22 protein-coding genes and 1 pseudogene are annotated in these 23149 nt (G+C 73.1%); 15 read left to right on the top strand and 8 right to left on the bottom strand.

The features are described from left to right. The first annotated feature begins 159 nt into the window (after positions 1 to 159). Genes LOK46_RS22435 through LOK46_RS22425 form a run of 3 tightly spaced genes read left to right on the top strand, consistent with a single transcriptional unit; the run spans position 160 to position 2679 of the window. Complete coding sequence (locus tag LOK46_RS22435; RefSeq protein WP_273560602.1) at positions 160 to 1113, top strand: lipid kinase; 954 nt, start codon at positions 160 to 162, stop codon at positions 1111 to 1113. Continuing rightward, positions 1110 to 1877: a TerC family protein gene (locus LOK46_RS22430; RefSeq protein ID WP_273560601.1), complete on the top strand. Its 768-nt coding sequence runs from the start codon at positions 1110 to 1112 to the stop codon at positions 1875 to 1877. The genes LOK46_RS22435 and LOK46_RS22430 overlap by 4 nt, the downstream gene beginning before the upstream one ends. A gap of 16 nt (positions 1878 to 1893) precedes the next feature. Then, entirely contained in the window at positions 1894 to 2679 is a 786-nt protein-coding gene (locus tag LOK46_RS22425) for an ABC transporter substrate-binding protein (protein ID WP_273560600.1), read from the top strand. A gap of 232 nt (positions 2680 to 2911) precedes the next feature. Here the strand turns inward: LOK46_RS22425 and leuS are convergent, their stop codons facing one another. Further along, entirely contained in the window at positions 2912 to 5497 is a 2586-nt protein-coding gene (gene leuS, locus LOK46_RS22420) for a leucine--tRNA ligase (RefSeq protein WP_273560599.1), read from the bottom strand. Between the two features lie 223 nt (positions 5498 to 5720). On the opposite strand from leuS, the gene LOK46_RS22415 reads away from it, so the two are divergent. Further along, positions 5721 to 6473, top strand: coding sequence for a YggS family pyridoxal phosphate-dependent enzyme (locus LOK46_RS22415; RefSeq protein ID WP_443192833.1), 753 nt, complete (start codon positions 5721 to 5723; stop codon positions 6471 to 6473). Between the two features lie 21 nt (positions 6474 to 6494). On the opposite strand, the gene LOK46_RS22410 is transcribed toward LOK46_RS22415, so the two are convergent. Further along, positions 6495 to 7052, bottom strand: a complete 558-nt coding sequence (locus LOK46_RS22410; RefSeq protein ID WP_273560598.1) for a L,D-transpeptidase family protein — start codon at positions 7050 to 7052, stop codon at positions 6495 to 6497. Positions 7053 to 7429: 377 nt separating this feature from the next. Here LOK46_RS22410 and LOK46_RS22405 point away from each other — a divergent pair, with 377 nt between their 5' ends. The 9 genes and pseudogenes from LOK46_RS22405 to holA all read left to right on the top strand — a co-directional run bounded on the left by LOK46_RS22405 (position 7430) and on the right by holA (position 14941). Beyond that, positions 7430 to 8116 carry a response regulator transcription factor gene (locus tag LOK46_RS22405; RefSeq protein ID WP_273560597.1) on the top strand — a complete coding sequence of 229 codons (687 nt, stop codon included), beginning with the start codon at positions 7430 to 7432 and terminating at the stop codon, positions 8114 to 8116. A gap of 65 nt (positions 8117 to 8181) precedes the next feature. Beyond that, complete coding sequence (locus LOK46_RS22400; RefSeq protein ID WP_273560596.1) at positions 8182 to 8673, top strand: cyclic nucleotide-binding domain-containing protein; 492 nt, start codon at positions 8182 to 8184, stop codon at positions 8671 to 8673. A 51-nt stretch (positions 8674 to 8724) separates the two neighbouring features. Then, entirely contained in the window at positions 8725 to 9570 is an 846-nt protein-coding gene (dapD, locus tag LOK46_RS22395; RefSeq protein ID WP_273564672.1) for a 2,3,4,5-tetrahydropyridine-2,6-dicarboxylate N-succinyltransferase, read from the top strand. 26 nt (positions 9571 to 9596) lie between these two features. Next, positions 9597 to 10451, top strand: coding sequence for an alpha/beta fold hydrolase (locus tag LOK46_RS22390; RefSeq protein WP_273560595.1), 855 nt, complete (start codon positions 9597 to 9599; stop codon positions 10449 to 10451). A 160-nt stretch (positions 10452 to 10611) separates the two neighbouring features. Beyond that, positions 10612 to 11499 (top strand): acid phosphatase, encoded by an 888-nt coding sequence (locus tag LOK46_RS22385; protein WP_273560594.1) that lies wholly within the window; start codon positions 10612 to 10614, stop codon positions 11497 to 11499. Positions 11500 to 11629: 130 nt separating this feature from the next. Next, positions 11630 to 12094: pseudogene (locus tag LOK46_RS22380) on the top strand (TonB-dependent receptor plug domain-containing protein); the annotation flags it as partial. Positions 12095 to 12222: 128 nt separating this feature from the next. Then, positions 12223 to 13182, top strand: a complete 960-nt coding sequence (locus LOK46_RS22375; protein WP_273560593.1) for an AEC family transporter — start codon at positions 12223 to 12225, stop codon at positions 13180 to 13182. Between the two features lie 169 nt (positions 13183 to 13351). After that, positions 13352 to 13897, top strand: a complete 546-nt coding sequence (gene lptE / locus LOK46_RS22370) for an LPS assembly lipoprotein LptE (RefSeq protein WP_273560592.1) — start codon at positions 13352 to 13354, stop codon at positions 13895 to 13897. A 6-nt stretch (positions 13898 to 13903) separates the two neighbouring features. Continuing rightward, entirely contained in the window at positions 13904 to 14941 is a 1038-nt protein-coding gene (gene holA / locus LOK46_RS22365) for a DNA polymerase III subunit delta (protein WP_273560591.1), read from the top strand. Between the two features lie 286 nt (positions 14942 to 15227). On the opposite strand, the gene LOK46_RS22360 is transcribed toward holA, so the two are convergent. The 4 genes from LOK46_RS22360 to mnmG form a co-directional block, all read right to left on the bottom strand. Continuing rightward, positions 15228 to 16121, bottom strand: a complete 894-nt coding sequence (locus LOK46_RS22360) for a ParB/RepB/Spo0J family partition protein (protein ID WP_273564671.1) — start codon at positions 16119 to 16121, stop codon at positions 15228 to 15230. Between the two features lie 61 nt (positions 16122 to 16182). Next, on the bottom strand, positions 16183 to 17040 hold the full coding sequence (locus tag LOK46_RS22355; RefSeq protein ID WP_012321019.1) for a ParA family protein: 858 nt from the start codon (positions 17038 to 17040) through the stop codon (positions 16183 to 16185). Continuing rightward, a complete protein-coding gene (gene rsmG, locus LOK46_RS22350) occupies positions 17037 to 17672 on the bottom strand; it encodes a 16S rRNA (guanine(527)-N(7))-methyltransferase RsmG (protein ID WP_273560590.1) in 636 nt (211 codons plus the stop codon). The genes LOK46_RS22355 and rsmG overlap by 4 nt, the downstream gene beginning before the upstream one ends. Further along, positions 17669 to 19570 carry a tRNA uridine-5-carboxymethylaminomethyl(34) synthesis enzyme MnmG gene (gene mnmG, locus LOK46_RS22345; RefSeq protein ID WP_273560589.1) on the bottom strand — a complete coding sequence of 634 codons (1902 nt, stop codon included), beginning with the start codon at positions 19568 to 19570 and terminating at the stop codon, positions 17669 to 17671. The genes rsmG and mnmG overlap by 4 nt, the downstream gene beginning before the upstream one ends. A 415-nt stretch (positions 19571 to 19985) precedes the next feature. On the opposite strand from mnmG, the gene LOK46_RS22340 reads away from it, so the two are divergent. Continuing rightward, positions 19986 to 20135, top strand: a complete 150-nt coding sequence (locus LOK46_RS22340) for a hypothetical protein (protein WP_164706362.1) — start codon at positions 19986 to 19988, stop codon at positions 20133 to 20135. A gap of 49 nt (positions 20136 to 20184) precedes the next feature. On the opposite strand, the gene LOK46_RS22335 is transcribed toward LOK46_RS22340, so the two are convergent. After that, positions 20185 to 20406: a heavy-metal-associated domain-containing protein gene (locus LOK46_RS22335; RefSeq protein ID WP_273560588.1), complete on the bottom strand. Its 222-nt coding sequence runs from the start codon at positions 20404 to 20406 to the stop codon at positions 20185 to 20187. A gap of 68 nt (positions 20407 to 20474) precedes the next feature. After that, on the bottom strand, positions 20475 to 21347 hold the full coding sequence (locus LOK46_RS22330) for a MipA/OmpV family protein (RefSeq protein ID WP_273560587.1): 873 nt from the start codon (positions 21345 to 21347) through the stop codon (positions 20475 to 20477). Positions 21348 to 21587: 240 nt separating this feature from the next. On the opposite strand from LOK46_RS22330, the gene LOK46_RS22325 reads away from it, so the two are divergent. Further along, the gene (locus tag LOK46_RS22325; RefSeq protein WP_273560586.1) at positions 21588 to 23114 is read left to right on the top strand and encodes an EAL domain-containing protein; all 1527 of its coding nucleotides are present in this window, start codon (positions 21588 to 21590) and stop codon (positions 23112 to 23114) included. The last annotated feature ends 35 nt before the right edge of the window (positions 23115 to 23149 follow it).

Below are 23149 nucleotides of genomic sequence, written 5' to 3'. Positions count from 1 at the left end.
TCGTGCGTTTGGGTACCAAGTCGGGGACAGTCTTGGCCTTTGGCCGCTCCTGGGCTCCGATACCGCGTTCCAGACCGCCCGCTCCCCGCCGTGCACCGAGGATCCCTTGGCCCGACCTGAGACCGAGTCGCCCTCCGGCCCGCTTCCCGGGAGCGCGCGATGAGCACGCACCCGCGCCGGGCCCTGCTGCTCTGCAACGCCAAGGCGCGCAACGGCGCCCTGGATCTCGACGAGGTGCGGGGCATCCTGCGGGCGGGCGGCATCGAGCCGGAGGAGCCGCCGCCGGAGGCCGATTGCCGGGACGTGATCCGCGACCGGGCCGGCGCGGTCGACCTCGTGATCCTGGGCGGCGGCGACGGCACCATGAACTACGCCGCGCCCGCCCTGGTGGCGAGCGGCCTGCCCTTCGCGATCCTGCCGCTCGGCACGGCCAACGACCTCGCCCGCTCCCTCAACCTGCCGCTCGACCCGCTGGCGGCGGCCCGCTTCATCCCGACCGCGCAGGCGCGGCCGGTGGATCTCGGCTGGGTCAACGGCCACTACTATTTCAACGTGGCGAGCATCGGCTTCTCGGCGGAACTCGCCGGTGAGCTGACCGCCGAATCGAAGAAGACCTGGGGCGTCCTCGGCTACGCGGTGGCGGCGGTGCGGGTGCTGCGCCGGGTCCGGCCCTTCACGGTGACGATCGAGCACGACGGGGTGGTCGAGAAGGTCACCACCATCCAGGTCTCGGTGGGCAACGGCCGGCACTACGGCGGCGGCATGACCGTGGCGGAGGGTGCCGCTGTCGACGACGGCAAGCTCGATTTCTACAGCCTCGAGATCAATCACTGGTGGCGGCTCCTCGCGCTGCTGCCCGCCCTGCGGCGGGGCACGCAGGGGCGGGCGGCCGACGTGCGGGCGTTCCACACGCAGGAGATCCGGCTCTCGACCCGCAGGCCGCGGCCGGTGAACACCGACGGCGAGCTGACCACGCACACGCCCGCCCACTTCAAGGTCTTCCCGAAGATCCTGCAGGTCCTGGCCCCCGAACCGGTGCGCGGTCCGAGCTCCTTCGACCTCGCCGCCCTGGGCAGCCGGCTGTTCCCGACCAGCGAGGCGCCCCGCCCGTGACCGACCTGATCCAGCTCGCCGGCCAACCCGCCGTCTGGGCCGCGCTCGCCACCCTGGTGGTGATGGAGGTGGTGCTCGGCATCGACAACCTGATCTTCATCTCGATCCTGACCAACCGGCTGCCGGTCGAGCAGCAGACCCGGGCGCGGCGCATCGGGATCGGGCTCGCGCTGATCCTGCGGCTGGGGCTGCTCGGCACCGTGGCGTTCATCGTGCACCTGACCGAGCCGGTCTTCTCGGTGCTGGGCCAGGCCTTCTCCTGGCGCGACCTGATCCTGATCGGCGGCGGCCTGTTCCTGCTCTGGAAGGCGACCAAGGAGATCCACCACACGGTGGATCCGGAGCCCGAGACCGCGGGGGCGACCGGGGGCACGATCGGCTTCGGCGCGGCGATCGGCCAGATCCTGCTCCTCGACCTCGTCTTCTCTATCGACTCGATCATCACGGCGGTCGGCATGACCGAGCACGTGCCGGTGATGATGGTGGCGGTGGTGGTCGCCGTCGTGGTGATGCTGGTCGCCGCCGAGCCGCTCTCGGCCTTCATCGCCCGGAACCCCACCGTGGTGATGCTGGCCCTCGGCTTCCTGATCATGATCGGCATGACCCTGATCGCCGAGGGGTTCGGCGCGCACGTGCCGAAGGGCTACATCTACACCGCCATGGCGTTCTCGGCGGGCGTGGAGGGCCTCAACATGCTGGCCCGCCGGCGCCGCCGTCCCGCCCGGGACGGCGCCTCCGCGTCGACCGGGCCGCGGCGCGCCTGAGGGCGGAGCCACCGTCATGCGCATCCCCGCGGCCCTCATGCTCCTGCTCCTCCCCGCAGCCGCACACGCGGAGACGACACCGATGGCGCCCGACCCGACGGTCCTGCACGACCTCGCCCCCACCGGTACGCTCCGGGCGGCGATCAACCTCGGCAACCCGGTCCTGGCCCAGGGCGACGCCGACGGCCCGGCGGGGGTGTCGGTCGATCTCGCGCGGGCGCTGGCGGCCCGGCTCGGCGTCCCGGTGGCGTTCGTCACCTTTCCGGGGGCCGGCGCGGTCTCGGGCTCGGCGGGCTCCGGGACCTGGGACATCTGCTTCCTGGCGATCGACCCGAAGCGGGCCGAGGGGATCGCCTTCACGGAGCCCTACGTGCTGATCGCCGGCAGCTACCTCGTGCCGGCCGCCTCGCCGATCCGGTCCCCGGAGGCGGTGGACCGCGACGGCGTGCGCGTCTCGGTGGGGCGCGGGAGCGCCTACGACCTGTTCCTGAGCCGGGCCCTGACGCGCGCCACCCTGGTGCGGGCCCCGACCTCGGCCGAGGCGGTCACGGCCTTCGCCCGCGACGGGCTCGACGTCGCGGCCGGGGTGCACCAGCCCCTCTCCGCCTACGCGGCGGCGCACCCGGAGGTGCGGCTGCTGCCGGGGCACTTCATGGAGATCCCGCAGGCGATGGGAATGCCGGTCGGGCATCCGGCGGGTGCCGCGTATCTCGCGGATTTCGTCGCGTGGGCGAAGCGCGACGGGCTGGTGCGGCGCGGCCTGGAGGCCAGCGGGCAGGACCCGGGTCTGGCCGCGCCGTGAGGGGCGATCCGGATCGCCGAGCCTGGCCCCCGGTCGCGGCCCCTTCACCGGAGGCGAAGGTTCGATCCCGATTCCGGGTGGGATCCTCCGGCTGAGATCGCGCGCTCCGTCATCGCGAGCGAAGCGACGTGACCCAGGGCGGCGCGACCTCTCGGTGACGGTGGCGCGACCCTGGATCGCTTCGCTCCGCTCGCGAGGACGGCAGGATCGAAGCAACCGACCGGACGTCGGATCACACCACCAGGTTCACGATCCGCCCGGGCACGACGATCACCTTCCGGGGCGCCCTCCCCTCCAGGATCGTCTGGACCGCTGCCAGCGCCAGGGTCGCGGCCTCCACGGCTTGGGCGTCGGCGTCGCGCGGCACGGTCACGTCCGCGCGCTTCTTGCCGTTGATCTGGACCGGCAGGGTAATCTCGTCCTCGACCAGGAGCGCCGCCTCGGTTTCGGGCCAGGGCGCCTGGGCCACGAGGCCGCCGCCACCGAGGACGGACCAGCACTCCTCGGCGAGGTGCGGCATCATCGGGGCGATGAGCTGCACCAGGATGCCGGCGGCCTCCTTGGCGGCTGTAGGCGAGACCGGGCCGCGCAGGCCGTCCTCCAGGGCGTTGGCCAGGGTGTAGATGTGGGCGACGCAGCGGTTGAAGCGCAGGCGCTCGATATCGTCCTGCACGGAGGCGAGCGCCCGGTGGGCGGCCTTGCGCAGCGGCAGATCCGCGGCGCCGTCGCCGGTCGCCTGCCCGGCCGCGTTGACCAGCCGCCAGACCTTCTGGACGAACCGGGCCGCGCCCTGCACGCCCTCCTCGGTCCAGATCACGTCGCGCTCGGGCGGCGAGTCGGACAGCATGAACCAGCGCGCCGTGTCGGCCCCGTAGCTCGCGATGATGTCGTCGGGGTCGACCACGTTCTTCTTCGACTTCGACATCTTCTCGATCGGGCCGATCGCGATCGGCGCCTGAGTTTTCACGTGAAACGCGCGGCGCTCGCCCTCCTCGGTGGCGAAGCGGATCTCGGCCGGCGGCACCCAGGCGCCGGCCGCGTCCTTGTAGGTCTCGTGGACCACCATGCCCTGCGTGAACAGGCCGGCGAACGGCTCGGCGACGCCGGCCCAGCCGGTCTCGCGCATCGCCCGCATGAAGAACCGCGCGTAGAGCAGGTGCAGGATCGCGTGCTCGATGCCGCCGATATACTGGTCCACCGCCAGCCAGCGGTCGACCACCGCCCGGTCGGTGGGCGCGTCCGCCAGCCAGGGCGCGGTGAAGCGGGCGTAGTACCAGGACGAGTCGACGAACGTGTCCATCGTGTCGGTCTCGCGTCGGGCCGCCGCGCCGCATTGCGGGCAGGGCACGTTGCGCCACGCGGCGTCCCGCTCCAGCGGGTTGCCGGGCTGGTCGAAGGACACCTCCTCGGGCAGCTTCACCGGCAGGTCGGCCACCGGCACCGGGACCGGGCCGCAGCTGTCGCAGTGGATGATCGGGATCGGGCAGCCCCAGTAGCGCTGCCGGGAGACACCCCAGTCGCGCAGGCGGAACTGGACCTTGCGCCGGGCGACCCCCTCCCCTTCGAGGCGCCGGGCCACGGCCTCGAAGGCCTCGTCCGTGCTCATCCCGTCGAGGAAGCGCGAGTTGATCATCCGCCCGTCCTCGACATAGGCGGTGTCGGTGATCACGAAGCTCGCCGGGTCCTGCCCCTCCGGGCAGACCACGGGCGTGTTGCCGAGCCCGTACTTGTTGGCGAAGTCGAGGTCGCGCTGGTCGTGCGCCGGGCAGCCGAACACCGCGCCGGTGCCGTACTCCATGAGCACGAAGTTCGCGACGTAGACCGGCAGCTCCCAGGACGGGTCCAGGGGATGGCGCACGGTCAGGCCGGTGTCGAAGCCGTGCTTCTCGGCGGTGTCGATCGCGGCCTGGGCGGTGCCGGTGCGGCGGCACTCCTCGATGAAGCTCTGCAGCTCCGGCCGTCCCTCGGCCAGCGCGGCCGCCAGGGGGTGGTCGGCCGCGATCGCCAGGAACTTGGCGCCGAACAGCGTGTCGGGCCGGGTCGTGTAGACAGTCACCGAATCGGCGGCCCCGGCCACCGGCCGGGCGAGGCCGAACTGGACCTCCAGGCCCTCCGAGCGGCCGATCCAGTTCTTCTGCATCAGCCGGACCTTCTCGGGCCAGCGGTCCAGCCCGTTCAGGGCGGTCAGCAGGTCCTCGGCGAAGTCGGTGATCTTGAAGAACCACTGGGTCAGCTCGCGCTGCTCCACCAGGGCGCCGGAGCGCCAGCCGCGCCCGTCGATCACCTGCTCGTTGGCCAGCACCGTGTGGTCCACCGGGTCCCAGTTCACCTTGGCGGTGCGCCGGGTGACGAGGCCCTTGCCCAGGAAGTCCAGGAACATGCGCTGCTGGTGCTTGTAGTAGTCGGGATCGCAGGTCGCGATCTCCCGGCTCCAGTCGAGCGACAGGCCCATGGCCTTCAGCTGGTCGCGCATCGACGCGATGTTGGCGTAGGTCCAGTCCCGCGGGTTGACCTTGCGCTCCATGGCGGCGTTCTCGGCCGGCAACCCGAAGGCGTCCCAGCCCATCGGGTGCAGGACGTTGAAGCCGCGGGCGCGCTTGTAGCGGGCGACCACGTCACCCATCGCGTAGTTGCGGACGTGGCCCATGTGGATGCGCCCCGACGGGTAGGGGAACATCTCGAGCACGTAGTATTTCGGGCGGCCGTCGGCATTGTCGGTCTCGAACAGCCGCTTCTCGGCCCAGGCCTCCTGCCAGCGCGGCTCGGCATCCTTGGCGTTGTAGCGCTCGACGGGCTGGGGGGCGGTGCTGGCGGTCATGGATCCGGCTGGGTCAGGGGCTCGTCGGTCATTCCGAAGGATGACCACGGCACGGTTGCGCCGCGATAGCATATCTGCGCCGCAGCCGGTCAACGCGGCGCGCGATTCGGGCTTGCGCGGGGCGCGCGAACGCATAGGTCGGCGGGGATCAGGCGCGACGACGACTCGCGCCGAGGCTCATACCACGCAGACCGGCGCCCGGCAGCGACAGGACAGGCACGCCATGGACGACGCGACGACCGGCACGAATGCCCCTCCGACCGACGGGATGGGACAGAGGACCGACAAGCTCCCCGTCGGTCAGGCCGACGTCGCCGCCGGGCTCGCCGAGGTGCGGGCGGCCATCGCCCGCGCGGCCGAGGATTCGGAGCGCGACCCGGCCGAGGTCCAGCTCGTGGCGGTCTCCAAGACCGTGCCGGCCGACGGCATCCTCCCGGCGCTGAAGGCCGGGCAGCGCGTCTTCGGCGAGAACTACGTCCAGGAATCCACCGCGAAGTGGCCGGCCCTCCGCTCCCGCTTCCCGGACGTGGAGCTGCACCTCGTCGGGCCGCTCCAATCCAACAAGGCCCGGGAGGCGGTGGCCCTGTTCGACGTCATCCACTCCCTCGACCGGCTGTCGCTCGCGGCGGCCGTGGCCAAGGAGATCGAGCGGTCCGGCCGGACCCCGAAGCTGCTCATCCAGGTCAACACCGGCGCGGAGCCGCAGAAGGGCGGCGTGCTCCCGAACCAGCTCGCCACCCTCCTCTCGGAGTGCCAGGAGACCCACGGGCTGGCGATCCAGGGCCTGATGTGCATCCCGCCCGCGGACGACCCGCCCTCGGCCCATTTCGCCCTGCTGGCCCGGCTGGCGAAGGAGCACAACCTGCCGATCCTCTCGATGGGCATGAGCGCGGACTTCCCGGCGGCGATCCAGCTCGGCGCCACTCATGTCCGGGTCGGGACCGCGATCTTCGGGGCCCGGACCCGGAAGGCCTGAACCTGAACCTGGGCCCGGGCCTCAGCCGATCCGCAGGTGCGTGCGCGGCCCGAGGCGCCCGAGCAGGCGCAGGAGGTCGGACCGGGCCAGGGCGACGCAGCCCTCGGTGGGGCGGTAGCCGTCCCGGGCGACGTGCAGGAAGATCGCCGAGCCCCGCCCCTTCCGGATCGGGGCGCGGTTGTAGTCGAGGTCGATCACCACGTCGTAGAGCCCGTCGCCCCGCCACATCGATTCGGCGCTGACCCCCGGGGCCGGCAGGCGGATCGGCCGGTTGTAGCGGCGGTCCCGGCTCTCGTCGCACCAGCCGTCGTCGGGGCGGGTCGCGCGCAGCGGCAGCAGCGTGCGCGGCCGGACCGCGAGGTGGTCGGGCCGGTAGGCGCTGCCGCGCAGGCGGAAGCGCCCGCGCGGCGAGCCGCCGTCGCCCTCGCGCTTGTCGCCGACGATCCCGCCCGCCCCGAGGGCGCAGGGAATCACCGTCGGGCCGACGAGGAGCTGCCCGCGGCGCCGGTCCCCGACGAGGGGACGCACGCGGATCTCCCCCAGGGTCAGGCGGATGGGTCCCCTGCTCGGCCGCCGCATGTCTTCCTCCCGAATCCGTCCGGTCCCGCGTGCCTTATGCCCGGGATCGGTACTCCGAACCGGTGAAAAATTGCGCGCAAGGCAACTTCCGGCCACAAACAATGCCCTATCTCTCGGTCGAACCCGGGCCGCCGAGCCGGGATTCGGGAGCGTGCCAGCCCTCCGCCTCGCCGCGGGGACCGACGACCTGCTCCCGGAGCGGCGTGCCCCGATCCCGCAGCCCGTTCGCCGGCGCGCTTGTCACGGCGGCGAAAGGATGCGGAAACACAAGCCTGGGTAGGGTCGTCGCGCGATCCTGCCGAGATCTGACATCATCGCATGCTGCACCCGGCAGGCGGCCCCTCGCCCCTCCCGCAGCACGCACTGGGGCCCGGACGATGCCGAATGCCTATCGCCTGCTGATCTGCGACGACGACGCGATCCTGCGCGACACCCTGACCGAGCAGCTCGATCTCTGCGACGAGTTCACGGTCTTCACCGAGGCCAACGCCACCGACGCGATCCGGCGGGTCACCGCGGAGCGGATCGACCTCGCCGTGATGGATGTCGGCCTGCCCGACCTCGACGGGCGCGAGGCCGTGCGCCGGATGCGCGCCGGCGGCTTCCGCGGCCCGGTGATCATGCTGACCGCGCAGGATTCCGAGGCGGACCACGTCGAGGGGCTGGAGGCCGGCGCCAACGACTACGTCACCAAGCCGTTCAAGTTCGGCATCCTGCTGGCCCGGATCCGCGCCCACCTGCGCAGCCACGAGGCCTCCGAGGACGCGGTGTTCCAGATCGGACCCTACACGTTCCGCCCGGGCGCGAAGCTCCTCGTGGGCGAGCGCGGCTCCAAGCTGAAGCTCACCGAGAAGGAGACCGCGATCCTGCGCTTCCTCTACCGGGCGGGCCGGGCCGTGGTGAACCGCGACACCCTGCTGGCCGAGGTCTGGGGCTACAACGCCCAGGTGACCACGCACACGCTGGAGACGCATATCTACCGGCTGCGCCAGAAGATCGAGCCGAACCCCGCCACCGCCGCGATCCTCGTGACCGAGGGCGGCGGATACAAGTTGCTGCCCTGACGAATTGAAGCTTTACGTGTAGGCGATCCGGCGGGTTCGCGTATGCGCAGGGTGGTGAGGCGTTCTTGGGGCTCGACGACGATATCGCGATCCTCGCGGCCGCACCGCTGTTCGGCTTCCTCGACCGGGACGCCCTGCGCCTGCTGACCTTCGCGGCCGAGCGGCGCGACCTCGCAGACGGCGACCTGCTCTTCGCCCGCGGCGACCCGGCCGACGGCGGCTTCGTGGTCATGGCGGGCACGGTCCGGCTGGAGCCCCGGCTTCCGGGGGCCGAGCCGGTGCGGGCCGGGCGCTCGGCCCTGATCGGCCAGCTCGCCCTGTTCGTGCGCGGGACGCGCCCGACCGAGGCCCGGGCCGAGGGCAGCGCCGCGGTGATGCGGATCACGCCGACGCTGATGCGGCGCGTCCTGGAGGAGTTCCCCGCCGCCGCGCAGGCCGTCCACGACACCCTGGCGGACGACCTCGCCGGGCTGGTGAACGATCTCGATCAGGTGCGCGAACTGCTGGAGGTCATCGACGGCATCTCCTCAGGTGACAGCTCCGGTGGCCGCTTGTAAGCACGGGCTCCCGCCGCAAGAGTTCTGACCCGTCCCATGTCCCAGGCCGGCCTGCCCCATTCCGATCTCGCCCAGACCATCGAAGCCGCCTGGGAAGACCGCGCCAACGTGTCGACCGCCACCAAGGGCGCGGTGCGCGAGGCGGTCGAGGCGGCCCTGGAGCTGCTCGATTCGGGCAAGGCCCGCGTCGCCGAGAAGTCCGGCAACCACGACTGGGTGGTGAACCAGTGGCTGAAGAAGGCGGTGCTGCTCTCCTTCCGCCTCAACGACATGGCGACGATCGAGGGCGGTCCCGGCGGCGCGCCCTGGTGGGACAAGGTCGCGTCGAAATTCGCCGGCTGGGGCGAGGCCGAGTTCCGCGCCGCGGGCCTGCGCGCCGTGCCGGGCTGCTTCGTCCGCCGGGGCTCCTACATCGCCCCCGGCGCCGTGCTGATGCCGAGCTTCGTCAATCTCGGCGCCCATGTCGGCGAGGGCACGATGGTCGACACCTGGGTGACGATCGGCTCCTGCGCGCAGGTCGGGAAGAACTGCCACATCTCGGGCGGTGCCGGCATCGCGGGCGTCCTGGAGCCGCTCCAGGCCAACCCGGTGATCATCGAGGACGACTGCTTCATCGGCGCCCGCGCCGAGGTGGCGGAGGGCGTCATCGTCGGCCAGGGCAGCGTCCTGTCCATGGGCGTCTATATCGGCGCCTCCACCAAGATCGTCGACCGGACGACCGGCGAGGTCATGTACGGCCGGGTGCCGCCCTACTCGGTGGTCGTCTCGGGCACGATGCCCGGCAAGGCGCTGCCGGACGGCACGCCGGGCCCGGGCCTGTACTGCGCGGTGATCGTCAAGCGCGTCGATGCCGGCACGCGGTCCAAGACCGCCATCAACGAGCTGCTGCGCACCTGATACATCCGGAACCTGGCTGGAGCGCGATGGAGACGTCGGAGCTGACCCTCGCGGTGGCGGGCCGGACGCTGTCGACCCCCTGCGACCGGATCGGGGCGGGGCCGGACGCGCTCCTGCTCCCGGCGCTGTCGACCATCTCGGCGCGGGCCGAGATGCGCGATCTCGCCGGCCTTCTCGGGACGGAGTACCGCTGCCTCGTCCCCGACTGGCCGGGCTTCGGCGCCCGGCCGCGGGCGCGGGTCCCCCTCGCCCCGGCGACCTTCCACGCCTTCCTGGACGCCATGCTGGCCGCCGCGCCCGGCCCCTACGCCCTCGGCGTCGCGGCCGGTCACGCCGCCGGCTACCTCGTGGCGGCGGCGCGGCGCCACCCGCGGGCCTTCGAGCGGCTGGTCCTGGTGGCGCCGACCTGGCGGGGGCCGCTGCCCACCGCGATGCCGGGCCGGGCGCACTGGTTCCCGCGCATCCGCCGGGCCGTGGAGGCCCCGATCCTCGGCGAGGCGCTCTACCGGATCAACATCAGCCCGCCGATCATCGGCCGGATGATGCGCGCCCACGTCTACGCCGAGCCCGCCCGCGTCACCCCGGCGGTGATCCGCGACAAGCACGCCATCACCCGCCAGCGCAACGGCCGCTTCGGCACCGCCGCCTTCGTCACCGGCGGCCTCGACCCGGTGGGCAGCCGCGACGCCTTCCTAGCGCTGTTCGGCGACGGCCTGCCGCCGACCCTGGTGCTGCGCCCCGCGGGCGCCCCCCGGCGCTCGGGCGCCGAGATGGACGCCCTCGTCGCCGGCGGCCGCGTGACCGGCGCCGCGATCCCCGGCGCCCTGAGCCCGCACGAGGAGCATCCGGACGCCGTGGCCGCCGCGATCCGGGCCGCGTGATCGCGGCGATCCGGGCCGGCGCGCGTGACACGCGACCCGGATCGCCGCCGCCGCCCTGGACAGGCGCGCGTGCCTGTGCAGGGACTGAAAGCGCCGGCTGAGCCGTTCCTCCGGCAGCGGGCGCGCCCCGCAGATTCCATCCGATAGAGCCCCGGATCCGATGCTGCGCACGCCGTTCCTGCCCCTCCTCGCCCCGGCCGCCCTCGCCCTCCTCCTGACCGTCGCGGCCCGCGCCGAGGAGTCCCCCCGCCCGGCTTCCCCGGCTTCCCCAGCAGCGCCCGCGGCCCCGTCCCTCGGGGCCGACACGCTGAAGCCCGGCAAGCCGGCCGTGAAGCCCTACCTGGCCGACGCGGCGGTGCCGGACGCCGTCCAGTTCCTGCCCTCCCCGCCGGCCCACGACGCGCCCCTGGACAAGGCCGACCGGGCGGCCTTCAACAGCACCCGCGCCCTCAAGGGGACGCCCCGCTGGGAATTGGCCGCCAACGACGTGTCCGAGGGCGCCGCCGCCGTGCTGGAGAATTTCGCCTGCGTGCTCGGCACCCGGATCGATCAGGCGCGGGTGCCGGCGGTGATCAACCTCCTGGAGCGCGCCCGCCTCGATCTCGCCCGGGCGACGCGGGGGCCCAAGGTGCATTACCGCCGCCTGCGCCCGTTCGTCGGCAACGAGGCGCCGATCTGCGTGCAGCGCAGCCAGGCCCTGGCCGACAGCTTCAGCTACCCCTCGGGTCACGCCACGCAGGGCTGGGCCTACGCGCTGATCCTCGCGTCCCTGGTGCCCGAGAAGGCGACCCCGATCCTGACCCGCGGCCGGGCCTACGGCGAGAGCCGGATCGTCTGCGGCGTGCACTGGCTCAGCGACGTGGCGGCGGGACGCCTGACCGGCACCGCGGTCTTCGCCGCCCTGATGGGCGACGCGACCTTCCGGGCCGATCTCGACAAGGCCCGCGCCGAGCTCCGCGGCGCCCTCGCCGGCCCCGGGACGGCCCCCGATCAGGCCGCCTGCACCCGGGAGGCGACCGCCCTGCGGGAGCCGCCGCTGGAGTTCTAGGCTCGAACCGATCCAGATTTGGACGCGTCTAAGTGTGTGATTTACAACACGTTTCCGGCTTGATCGAGAGGCCGTGATCGATGGTACGTGAGCCCCAGGCGCCGCGTAGAGGCGCGTTCGTGGGTCCCCGATATCGTCTCGTTCCGCTCAGTCCGTCCTGCTCCTCGCCACCACCGCTCTGACCACCGTCGCCCTGGTCCCGGCGGCCGCCGCGCAGGGCGCCGCGGTCCAGCTCGACGAGATCTCCGTGGAGGCCGCGCGGCCCGCCGTCGCGGCCCCGACGGGATCCGGCACCGGCCGCGGCAATGTCAGCGGCGGCGACGGCGGCAGCGCGGCCACCAGCGGCGGCGGCGGGCCCTCCGGCGTCACCGGCTACGTGGCGCGCGTGAGCCCCACGGCGACGAAGACCAACACGCCCCTGCTCGAGACCCCGCAATCGGTCTCGGTGGTCACCCGCGAGCAGCTCAACGACCGCAACGTGCAGGATCTGGCCCAGGCGATCGCCTACACGCCGGGCGTGTCGAGCAGCGTGTTCGGCTTCGATCCCCGCTACGATGCCTCCTACATCCGCGGCGCGCCCGCGACGGTCATCGGCAGCCTGATCTACCGCTGGTGATCTCTGTGAGCGGGGGCCGCGGCATGGCAGGTCCCCGCCCGCGGCACTGGAGCCGGGATCGGAAACCGTCCTAAGGCCGGAGCATCGTCCTCCGACCCGGACCCGCCATGCTCTCGACCCTGCTGGTCGTGCTGCCGATCTTCGCGCTGATCTTCGCCGGCTGGCTGGCCCGGCGGATCGGCGTCCTCGGGGCCGCCGCCACCACCGAGCTCAACCGGTTCGTGGTCTTCCTGGCCCTGCCGGCACTGCTGTTCGACGTGACCGCGCACGCCCACTGGAGCGCCATCTGGAAGCCCGGCTTCATCGGCGCCTTCGGCCTCAGCAGCCTCGCGATCTTCGGCCTCACCGTGATGATCCGGCGCGGGGAGGGGCGGCCGCTGGCCGACGCCGCGGTCGACGGGCTCAACGCCGGCTACGCCAATACCGGCTTCATGGGCTTCCCGCTGGCGCTGGTCGCCTTCGGGCCGGAGGCGCTCGCGCCCACCACGGTGGCGGCGATCCTCACGGTCTGCGGCGTCTTCGCGGTGGCGATCGTGCTGATCGAGACCGGGCTGCGGCGCGAGGCGGCCGCGTCGGGCCGGAGCGGCGCGGCCCGCCGGCCCGTCTGGTGGACGGTCGTCCGGTCCCTCGTGCGCAACCCGCTGCTGGTGGCGCCGGCCCTGGGCGCCCTGGTGCCGAGCGCCGGGCTGACCGTGCCGGAGGCGGTGGCCACGTTCCTGAAGCTCCTCGGCGGCGCGGCGGCGCCCTGCGCCCTGGTGGCGCTCGGCCTGTTCCTGGCCCAGCCCCGCCAGACCGGGGGCGGGCAGGGGCGCACCGCCGCGCTGCTCGTCGGCCTCAAGCTGGTGCTCCACCCGCTGCTGGCCTACGGCCTCGGCCGCTACGTGTTCGACCTGCCCCCGCTCCTGCTGCACACCGCCGTGCTCATGGCCGCCCTCCCCACCGGCACCGGGCCGTTCATGCTGGCGGAGTTCTACCGGCGCGAGGCCGACCTGACCGCCACCGTGGTGCTGGTCTCGACCGTGCTGGCCGTCGTCACGGTCTCGGCCTACCTCGCGGCGATCGCCTAGGCGGCCCGGTCGATCCCGGGCCCGCCGGACGGCCGCGGCCTCACATTCGGAAACCGGGCGACCACGCTCTCGCCGCAGAGGAATCGTAACGTTTGCCCCGTAGCGTCGTGGCGCGGAACGCCGTGTCCGCGCTAGAACGATCCGACAGGCAGGGGCGGAACGACGGCGGATGGTGGGTTCGGGAGTTTCCATCGCGGGGCGGATCGCCCGCCTCGCCTGCGCGACCGGCCTGGCGCTGAGCCTCTCGGCCTGTTTCCGCCCGCTCTACGGGCCGACCGCCTCGGGGGAATCCGTCCAGGCCCTGCTCGCCTCGGTCCAGGTCGACGACGTGGCGATGGCCCAGGGCCAGGAGCGCCTCGGCCACTACCTGCGCAGCGAGCTGGTCTTCGACCTCGACGGGTCCGGCCACCCGGCGACCAAGCGCTACCGGCTGAAGCTCTCGGGCTCCGAGATCGTGCAGACCCCGATCGTCTCCTCCACCACCGGCCGGGCCGAGGCCGGCACCCTGGTGGCCAACATCAAGTTCAGCCTGGAGGACATGGGCGGCACCAAGGTCTACACCGAGGGCGTCGCCACCTCGACCGCCACCTACGACCGCTCGGTCCAGCGATTCGCCAGCCAGCGGGCGGCGCGGGACGCCGAGATCCGGCTGGCGGGCGTGCTGTCCGATCAGATCAAGAGCCGCCTCGCCGCCGTGCTCTCGACGAAGCCGTAACCCGACGTGACGGCAGTCAAGGCCGGCGAGATCGAGGGACTGATCCGGCGCGGCCCCGATCCGCGCATCCCCGTCATCCTGGTGTTCGGGCCGGATACCGGCCTGGTGACCGAGCGGGCCCGGAAGCTCGCGGAGGATTTCGTCGACGACCCGGCCGACCCCTTCGCGCTGGTGCGGATCGACGGCGACGTCCTGGCCGCCGATCCGGGCCGGCTGTGCGACGAGGCCGGGACGATGGGCCTGTTCGGCGGCCGCCGGTCGATCTGGGTCCGGCCCGGCACCCGCAACTACGCGCCCGCCGTCGAGGCGGTGCTGGGCGCGACCGTCGCCGAGGCCCGCATCGTGGTGGAGGCCGGCGACCTCGCCAAGAACAACCCGCTCCGCACCCTCTGCGAGCGCTCGCCGAAGGCGCTCGCGATCCCGTGCTACGCCGACGACGAGCGGACCCTCTCGGACCTGATCGAGCGCACCCTCCAGGAGCGCGGCCTGCGCATCGACCGGGCCGCCCGGGAGGTCCTGGCCCGCAGCCTCGGCGGCGACCGCCGCGCGAGCCTGATGGAGATCGAGAAGCTCGCCCTCTACGCGGGCGGGGAGGGGGACAGGACCGTGACCCTCGAGCACGTGGAGGCCGTCACCAGCGACGTGGCGGCGAGCGTGCTCAACACCCTGATCGACGCCGCCTTCGACGGTCGCCGCGACGCGGTGGAGCGCGACTACCGCCGCTTCCGGCACGAGGGCCTCGACCCGGGCGTGGTGCTGGGCTCGGCGCTGCGGCACGCCCTGACGCTGCTCACCACCCGCCTCGACAATCCCGAGAAGACCCCCGCCATGATGGTCGCGACGTGGCGGGGCCTGCATTTCAAGCGCAGGGCCAGCATCGAGGGCCAGCTCGGCGCGTGGCCGCCCGGCACCCTCCGGCAGGCCGTGGCGGCCCTGCAGGAGGCCGTCCTCGCCTGCCGGCGGGCCGAGCCCGACCTGGCCCACGCGCTGGCCTCGGCGGCCCTCCTGCGGGTCGCGGAGGCGGGGGCGCGGCGGCGGCGCTGAGGCCGCTCCCGATCGCGGCGCGGCTTCCCTCTCCCGCACGGGAGAGGGGGGTACGGCGCGACGGTCTCGATCGGAGAGGCCCGCATGCGAGACGGCTGCGACACGATCGGACGCGGCGACAGACGCGCGATGTCGGCGCTCTATCGCCCGGCCCGGCCCGGACTGCCTGACCTGAGCGAGACACCGCGCCCTCTGCCACCGCGCGCCGCGGCCTGCTGGCCGCCCTCGTGCCGGGCCCGCACCGGGCTCGCTGAGCCCGGGCCCCCGGGCCGGCCGGGACGGTTCCTCAGGCGTCCGAGACCTTGAACCGGTTGAGCAGGGCCTGCAGCTCGTCCTGGGTCTCGTAGCGGATGCGGATCTCGCCCGAATCGGCGTCCTTGGGCTTGTAGGAGACCGGGACGCCGAGGGCCCGGTGGATCCGCAGCTCCAGGTCGCGCACGGTCGCGGGGCGCTCGGCCGAGAGGCGCGGGCGCCCCGGGCGTGGCGTCTCGGCCGGCGCGGCCTCGGCCGAGGCGATGGCCTCCACGTCCCGGACCGACAGGCTCTCGGCCACGACGCGGCGCGCCGTCGCCTCGGGATCGCGCACGGCCAGCAGCGCCCGGGCGTGGCCGGCTGTCAGCTCGCCCGCGGTGACCCGCTCCTGCACGGACAGCGGCAGGTTGAGCAGCCGGAGCGTGTTGGCGAGGTGGCTGCGGCTCTTGCCGAGGATCTCGGCCAGCTCCTTCTGGGTGTAGGAGAAATCCTTCATCAGGCGCTCGTAGCCGGACGCCTCCTCGATCGCGTTGAGGTCGGTGCGCTGGACGTTCTCCAGGATGGCGAATTCCAGGGAGCCGCGGTCGTCGATCTCCACCACGACCACCGGCACCTCGTCGAGGCCGGCGCGCTGGGCGGCCCGCCAGCGCCGCTCGCCGGCCACGATCTCGAAGGTCCCGGGCACGTCGCCGATCGGGCGGACCACGATCGGCTGGATGATCCCCCGCTGGCCGATCGAGGCCGCCAACTCGGACAGCTCCGTCTCGGCGAAGCTCCGGCGCGGGTTGCGCGGGTTGGCGCGCAGGAACTCGATCGGGACCCGGCGCTGCTCCTCGGCCTTCGCCGAGGTGCGGCCGGCCTCGTTGAAGTCACCGATCAGCGCCGCGAGCCCGCGCCCCAGTCGAGGCTTCGCCCCCTCCTCCGCCATGATCGCCACCCGTGTCACGCTCCACACTCGCCCCTCGAACCGGGAGGGGGACTCAAATCCGTCAGGCCGCGGCCGGAACCCGGCCCTCGCGCTGGATCACCTCCGACGCGAGGCGCAGGTAGGCCTGACTGCCGGCGCATTTCAGGTCGTACAGCAGCGCCGGCTTGCCGTGCGAGGGCGCCTCGGAGATCCGGACGTTGCGGGGGATCACGGTCTCGTAGACCTTGTCGCCCATGAAGCCGCGCACGTCCGCCACGACCTGGGCGGAGAGGTTGTTGCGCGGGTCGAACATCGTCAGCACGATGCCCTGGATCGTCAGCTTCGGGTTCAGGGCGCCGCGGACCTGCTCGACGGTGCGCAGCAGCTGGCTGAGACCCTCCAGGGCGAAGAACTCGCACTGCAGCGGCACCAGCACCGCGTCGGCGGCCGCCAGCGCGTTGATGGTCAGCAGGTTGAGCGAGGGCGGGCAGTCGATCAGCACGTAGCTGATCCGGCTCAGGCTCGGCGCCTGGGTCAGGCTCTTCAGGACGCCGCGCAGCCGGTGCGCCCGGTCGGGGAGGGTGGCCAGCTCGAGCTCCAGGCCGAGGAGGTCCATGGTCGAGGGCGCCAGCGACAGCCGCGGCACCGCGGTCGGGACCACGGCCTGCGCCAGCGAGGCCTCGCCGGCCATGACCTCGTAGGTCGAGACCCGGCGCTTGGCGCGGTCGATCCCGAGGCCCGTGGAGGCGTTGCCCTGCGGGTCGAGGTCGATCACCAGCACGTCCTCGCCGATCGCCGCCAGGGCGGTGCCGAGGTTGATCGCCGTCGTGGTCTTGCCGACGCCGCCCTTCTGGTTGGCGAGCGCCAGAACGCGCAGAGGGCGTCGCATGGATGAATCCATGGACCGGTCGGCGGGATCGCCGAGGATCGCTTCGCTCATCGGTGGCTCGGGGCGGCGAGGGCAGTGACGCGCACGATCCGGGCTTCGGAATCGGTCCGGCTCGGCACGAGGTCGTTAACGACTCTCCACTGCGCGCTGGCCTGGGTCAATTCGGCTTGTACGTCCCGGCCCTTCGGAAACAGGCCGGTGGTGCCCGTTTTCAACAGAGGCTCGGTCCAGGCCAGGAGCTGCGTCATCGGGGCGAGGGCGCGGGCGCAGACCACGTCGCTCCCGACGTAATCGCCGATCACCGCCTCGATCCGGGCGTTGCGCACCCGGGCCGGGGCCCCGGTGAGCCGGGCGGTCTCGGTGAGGAACGCGCATTTGCGCGCGTTGCTCTCCACGAGGTCGACCCGGACGCCGCGCTCCCGTCCGGCGATGGCCAGGATCAGGCCCGGGATGCCCGCGCCGGAGCCGAGATCGAGCCACGTGCGGGCCTCCGGCGCGAGGTCGAGGAGCTGCAGCGCGTCGTCGATGTGGCGGCTCCACACCTCCGTCAGCGTCGCGGGGCCGACGAGGTTCTTGATCGGCTGCCAGCGCCGCAGCTGCGCCACGTAGAGGTCGAGCCGCTCGGCTGTTTCACGTGAAACACCGGCCGCCGCGAGAACGCGGGCGCGATCCGGATCGCTCATGCCGAGAGCTGCTCCGCGGGGGGCGCCGCCGAGCGCGCGCCGCGCCGCGCGTGGGCGGCCAGCAGGGTGAGGGCCGCCGGCGTCACGCCCTCGATACGCGCCGCCTGCCCGAGGGTCCCGGGGCGCACGGTCTCGAGCTTGACCTGCATCTCGTTCGAGAGGCCGCTGATCGCCGCGTAGTCCAGCCCCGGCGGCAGGCGCACCGCCTCGTCCCGGCGGAAGGCCGCGATGTCGGCGCTCTGCCGGTCGAGGTAGACCGCGTAGGTCGCGTCGGTCTTCATCCGGTCGGCGATCCGCGGGGCGACCTCCGCGAGGTCCGGCCACACCGCTGCCAGGTCGGACCAGCCGATCTCCGGGTAGGCGAGGAGCTGGAAGCCGGTGCGGCGGATGCCATCGCGGTTCAGCACGATCCCGTGGGCCGCGGCCTGGCTCGGCGTCAGGCTCACCGCGTCGAGGCGGGCGCGCGCCGCGTCGAGCGCCGCCTGTTCGGCCGCGAAATGGGCCGCCCGGGTTCCACCCACGCAGCCGAGCGCGATGCCGCGCGGCGTCAGCCGGGCGTCGGCGTTGTCGACCCGCAGGGACAGCCGGTACTCCGAGCGCGAGGTGAACATCCGGTACGGCTCGCTGACCCCCTGGGTCACGAGGTCGTCGATCATCACGCCGAGATACGACTCGGCCCGGTCGAAGCCCGCGATGCCGTGGCCGCCCGCGTGCCGGGCAGCGTTGAGGCCGGCCACAAGCCCCTGGCCGGCCGCCTCCTCGTAGCCCGTGGTGCCGTTGATCTGGCCGGCGAGGAACAGGCCCGGGAGGCGCTTCACCTGGAGCCCGACATCGAGCTCCCGCGGATCGACGTAGTCGTACTCGATGGCGTAGCCCGGGCGCAGGATCGCGGCCCGCTCCAGCCCGGGGATCAGGCGGACGAGGTCTTGCTGCACCTCTTCGGGCAGCGCCGTGGAGATGCCGTTCGGGTAGGTCGTCGGGTCGTCGAGGCCCTCGGGTTCCAGGAAGATCTGGTGCCCCTCCCGGTCGCCGAAGCGCACGACCTTGTCCTCGATCGACGGGCAGTAGCGCGGGCCCCGGCTGGCGATGCCGCCGGAATACATCGGCGAGCGGTGCAGGTTGGCGCGGATCAGGTCGTGGACGGCCTGGGTGGTCCGGGTGATGCCGCAGCGGATCTGCGGCGTCGTGATCCGCTCGGTCAGCGTCGAGAACGGCACCGGCTCGGCGTCGGCCTCCTGCATCTCCAGGCCGGACCAGTCGATGGTCCGCCCGTCGAGGCGCGGGGGTGTGCCGGTCTTCAGGCGCCCGAGGCGGAGGCCGAGGCGGTCGAGGGTCCGCGCCAGCCCGACCGCCGGCGCCTCGCCGACGCGGCCCGCCGGGATCTGCCGCTCGCCGATATGGATCAGGCCGCGCAGGAAGGTGCCGGTGGTCAGCACCACCGCGCCGCAGGCGAGGGTGCGGCCGTCCGCCAGGACGAGGCCGCGGAGGCGGCCCTCGGCGTCTAAGGCCAGATCCTCGCAGGCGCCCGCGACCACGGTGAGGCCGGCTGTCCCGGCCACGGCCGCCTGCATGGCGGCGGCGTAGAGCTTGCGGTCGGCCTGGGTGCGCGGCCCGCGCACCGCCGGTCCCTTGCGGCGGTTGAGCAGGCGGAACTGGATGCCGGCCGCGTCGGCGACCCGGCCCATGAGACCGTCCAGGGCATCGACCTCGCGGACGAGGTGGCCCTTGCCGAGGCCGCCGATCGCCGGGTTGCAGGACATCGCGCCGATCGTCGCCGGATCGTGGGTGACCAGCGCGGTGCGCGCGCCGCAGCGCGCGGCGGCGGCGGCGGCCTCGACGCCGGCATGGCCGCCGCCGACGACCGCGACGTCGAACCGGGCGGGGGAGGTGGTGAGCATCGGGTACCGAGCAGCCTTTCGCGGACATCCCGCCGCGGGTGCGGGCGGCGCACACACGCCGTGCGCGGCGTGTGTGCGGGGACCGGCAAATCTGCCGGGAGGTCTAAGCGCGCGCGGGCGCGGCGGTCAACGCGTCCCGACGCCCGCCCGGAACGGCGTCCCGCGTTGCGCCCCACCCGGCAGGACCCATCTGAATGCGGTATTCAACGCGCGATCGGCGCGAAGATCTGTTGTTCTCGCGGGCGTTGCTCGCGAAGGCCCGGCGAGGACTTGGTCACCATGCCTTGCCAGTCACTCTGGGCCGTGCAAATCTTGCCTCGTGACGCAATCCTGAACGGACAACGCCGTCCGGCAGGCCCGCGAGAGGGACTGTTTTCGTCGCGCCGCGGAGCGACGCGCGAGGAGGAGACTCGAGATGTCGTCGCTGACAATCGGCCTGGGCGCCGCCTGTTGCGCGGCCGGCGCCGCCGCCCATTTCCTCGACCGCACCCAGCGCAAGGAAGGCCTGTTCGGCCTCGCGGGCTTCGCCCTGCTGCTGACCGGGATGTTCCTGAGCCGCTCCTGAGAGGGGCTCCTCGGGAGCGCGGCCCGCGGGCTCGGGAGGCCGGGCCGGCTCAGCCGGTCATGGCCGTCGCGGTGTAGCCGGCCTTGGTCAGGGCCTCGGCGATGGTCAGCGCCTGCGCGTCGGTGCGGATCGCCACGCGGGCGGCGTCCCGGTCGACCTGCACGTCGGCGGTGGGATCGATCCGCTTCACCGTGCGGGTCACCGCGGCGGCGCAGCCGTCGCAGGTCATGCCCTCGACTCGCATCAGCAGGTCGGCGCGCGTCTCGTTCATCCGGACCTCCGTAACCGTCTCTCCGGGATGTCGGGACCCGGCGGGGCCGGCGCAAGCCGGGGCGCGGCTCAGAACAGGGCCGGCATGCGGAAGGCGTAATCGATGCGCAGGCCGAACTGATACTGGTTGGGATTGCCGAACGGGCGCCGCACCAGCGGGCTGTCGCCGGAGGCGCCCAGGATCCGGGTGTAGCCGGCATAGGCCGTGTACGACCACGTCTCGCTCTGCGTGTAGGTCACGCCGCCGAGCACGCCCGCCGAGTAGAAGCTGCGCGGGTCGTAGGGCGTCACGCGCCCGTTCAGCGCCGCCTCGACCGGCGAGACGCCGAAATACTTCCGCGCGTAGCTGGCGTCGCCGACGTTGAGGCGCGGCCCGATCGAGAACAGGAACTTCTCCGCCGGGATCAGGTAGTCGGCCGCCACCGAGCCGACCGTGCCGTGATGGCCGTAGATGCCCTGGCGCAGCTCGACGCGGGTCCGGATGAACGAGACCGGGTAGAACTCCGCGAACACGCCCGGCTCCACGGCGAAGCGGGCGTCGCGGAAGCCGTACAGGTGGCGCCGGTCATCGCCGTAGTAGCGCCCCGGCACGAAGCGCGCCGTCGGGCCGATCCGGAACGACTCGGTGTCGAACAGCGACAGGCTGAACCCGTCATCCGGCGTCGAGAAGCGGCGCGGCTCGCCCACCCGGCGGATATCGATCGAGGGGTAGCCGACGGCCGTGTAGTCGCTGGCGCCCGGATAGCGCGGCACGGCCTGGATCGAGCCGCTCAGCGTGACGATCCAAGTGTTGGGATCGACCATCGCGAAGGTCGGCGTGGTGCGCGGAAGATCCGCGTTGAGATCGGCGGCCCGCGGCGCCGTCGTGCCGAAGGCCGCGAGGAGCGCGCCGGCGCCGAGAACGGCGCGAGATCGGGGAGTACGCGGGGGGACGGGCGTCATGGCCACGCTTTATGATCCTTTTTCATCCGGTCCGCATTCGCAAGCCGCGCAACCCTCCCCGGATCGCCCCGCAATCGGGCCCGCCGTGACGATTCCGCAACGTTCCAGCGGGCGTTGGCGTCACACCGCCCGGAATTAACAGGTCGTGGCGCACCATCGCGGCCCCTGAGCCTTGCCGGGCGGGGTGCGGGCGGCCAATGATCCTGCGATTCGGTTCGCACCCGGTGGGGATCGCTCGGGATGTCCCCCGGCGACCGGCGCGCGTCCCTGGCAGGTATTCAGACGATGGTCCCGGTCCTCGGCCGGTACGCGGGGCTGCTGACGGTCGGCCTTCTCGGGCTCGTCGTGTTCGGGCCGCTCGCGGTGTTCCTGCCGCTCTGGAGTGCCCTGACGCTCGGCGCCGCGGCCGCCTTGGCGGGCGGTCTCGCCCTGACCCGTATCGCCACCCTCAAGGCGCGCTGCGAGAAGCTGTCCGGCGAGGTCGATCTGCTGTCCCGGCGCCTGCTCAAGGTCGAGACGGCGGCCGCGACCGCGGCGGCCCAGCCGCGACCCGAGACCGCCGAGGCCGCCCTGCGGGCGCAGATCGAGGAGCTGACGGTCGAGTTCGGGCTCCTCAGCGGGATCGTCCGCGATCTCACCACGGTCGTGAGCGCCCAGGATACCGAGATCGCGGCCCTCAAGGCCCGGCCGGAGATCGCGCCCGAGATCAGAACCACCGAGACGCCCCGGCCGCAGCCCGCGGCGCCCGTCGCGGCCCTGGACGCCGCAGCTGCCCCGTTGCTGCCGCAGCCGCGGGCCCAGGCCACCCCGCTCGAGCGGGTCCCGCCCCGGCCGCAGCCGGCTCCGGCGGACCGGCAGCCCGTCCCGGACCCGGTCCCGTCCGTCCCGGCGCGGCCGATCCCCCCGCGGCCGATCCCGCCCCGGCCCGCGGCCGCGCCCGCCGACGAGGCTGCGATCATCGCGGCCTTCGAAGGCGATGGCCTGGAGATCCACCTGCAGCCGGTCGTCACCCTGCCGCAGCGCAAGGTCGTGGCCTACGAGGCGCTGGCCCGGTTGCGGATCGGCGGCCCCGGCGCGCCGCCGGTCGAGCCCGAGGTGTTCCTGCCGGTGCTGGAGCGCTTCGGGCGCACCACCGAACTCGACCGCCGGATGCTGCAGCGGGCCACCGTCGTGGCGCGCCACCTCGCGCGGCGCGGCAGCGAGACCCTGCTGACCTACGGGCTGTCGCCGCTGTCGCTGTTCGAGCCCGGCCTGCTGCGCGAGCTGGCGCGCACGGCCGCCGACGATCCGGCCCTGGCCGGCCTGACCATCGCGCTGCCGCAGGAGAGCTGGCGCCGTCTCGATGCCGGCCAGCGGGGCCTGCTCGCGCCCCTGCAGGGCCGGATCGGGTTCAGCCTCGACCGGCCGGACGACCTCCGCTTCGACGCCGCCGAACTCGCGGCGCTCGGCATCGGGCAGGTCAAGGTGCCGGCGGAGATGCTGCTGCGGCCCGGCGCGGGCCGCGGCAGCCTGTCGGACATCGCCGTCGAGGACACCGCCCCGGCCCTGGCCCGGGCTGGGATCCGCGTCGTCGCCACGGGTGTCGCCGACGAGGCCGACGTCCCGGACCTGATCGACCTCGACGTGCCGTTCGCGCAGGGGACGGCTTTCGCGGCCCCCCGCCCGGTGCGCGCGGAGGTCCTGGCGGCCCCGCCCTCCGAGGAGCCGACGCCCCCGCCGGAGCCCGAGCGGCGCCCGTTCCGGTCGGTCCTGCGCCGGGCCGTGTGAGGGGGCGCGGCCGAGGCTCGGGCCGCCCCGGCCAG

The organism is Methylobacterium sp. NMS14P (assembly GCF_028583545.1).
In the GTDB taxonomy this organism is placed as follows: Bacteria; Pseudomonadota; Alphaproteobacteria; order Rhizobiales; family Beijerinckiaceae; genus Methylobacterium.
This window is presented reverse-complemented; position numbering and strand designations above follow the sequence as displayed.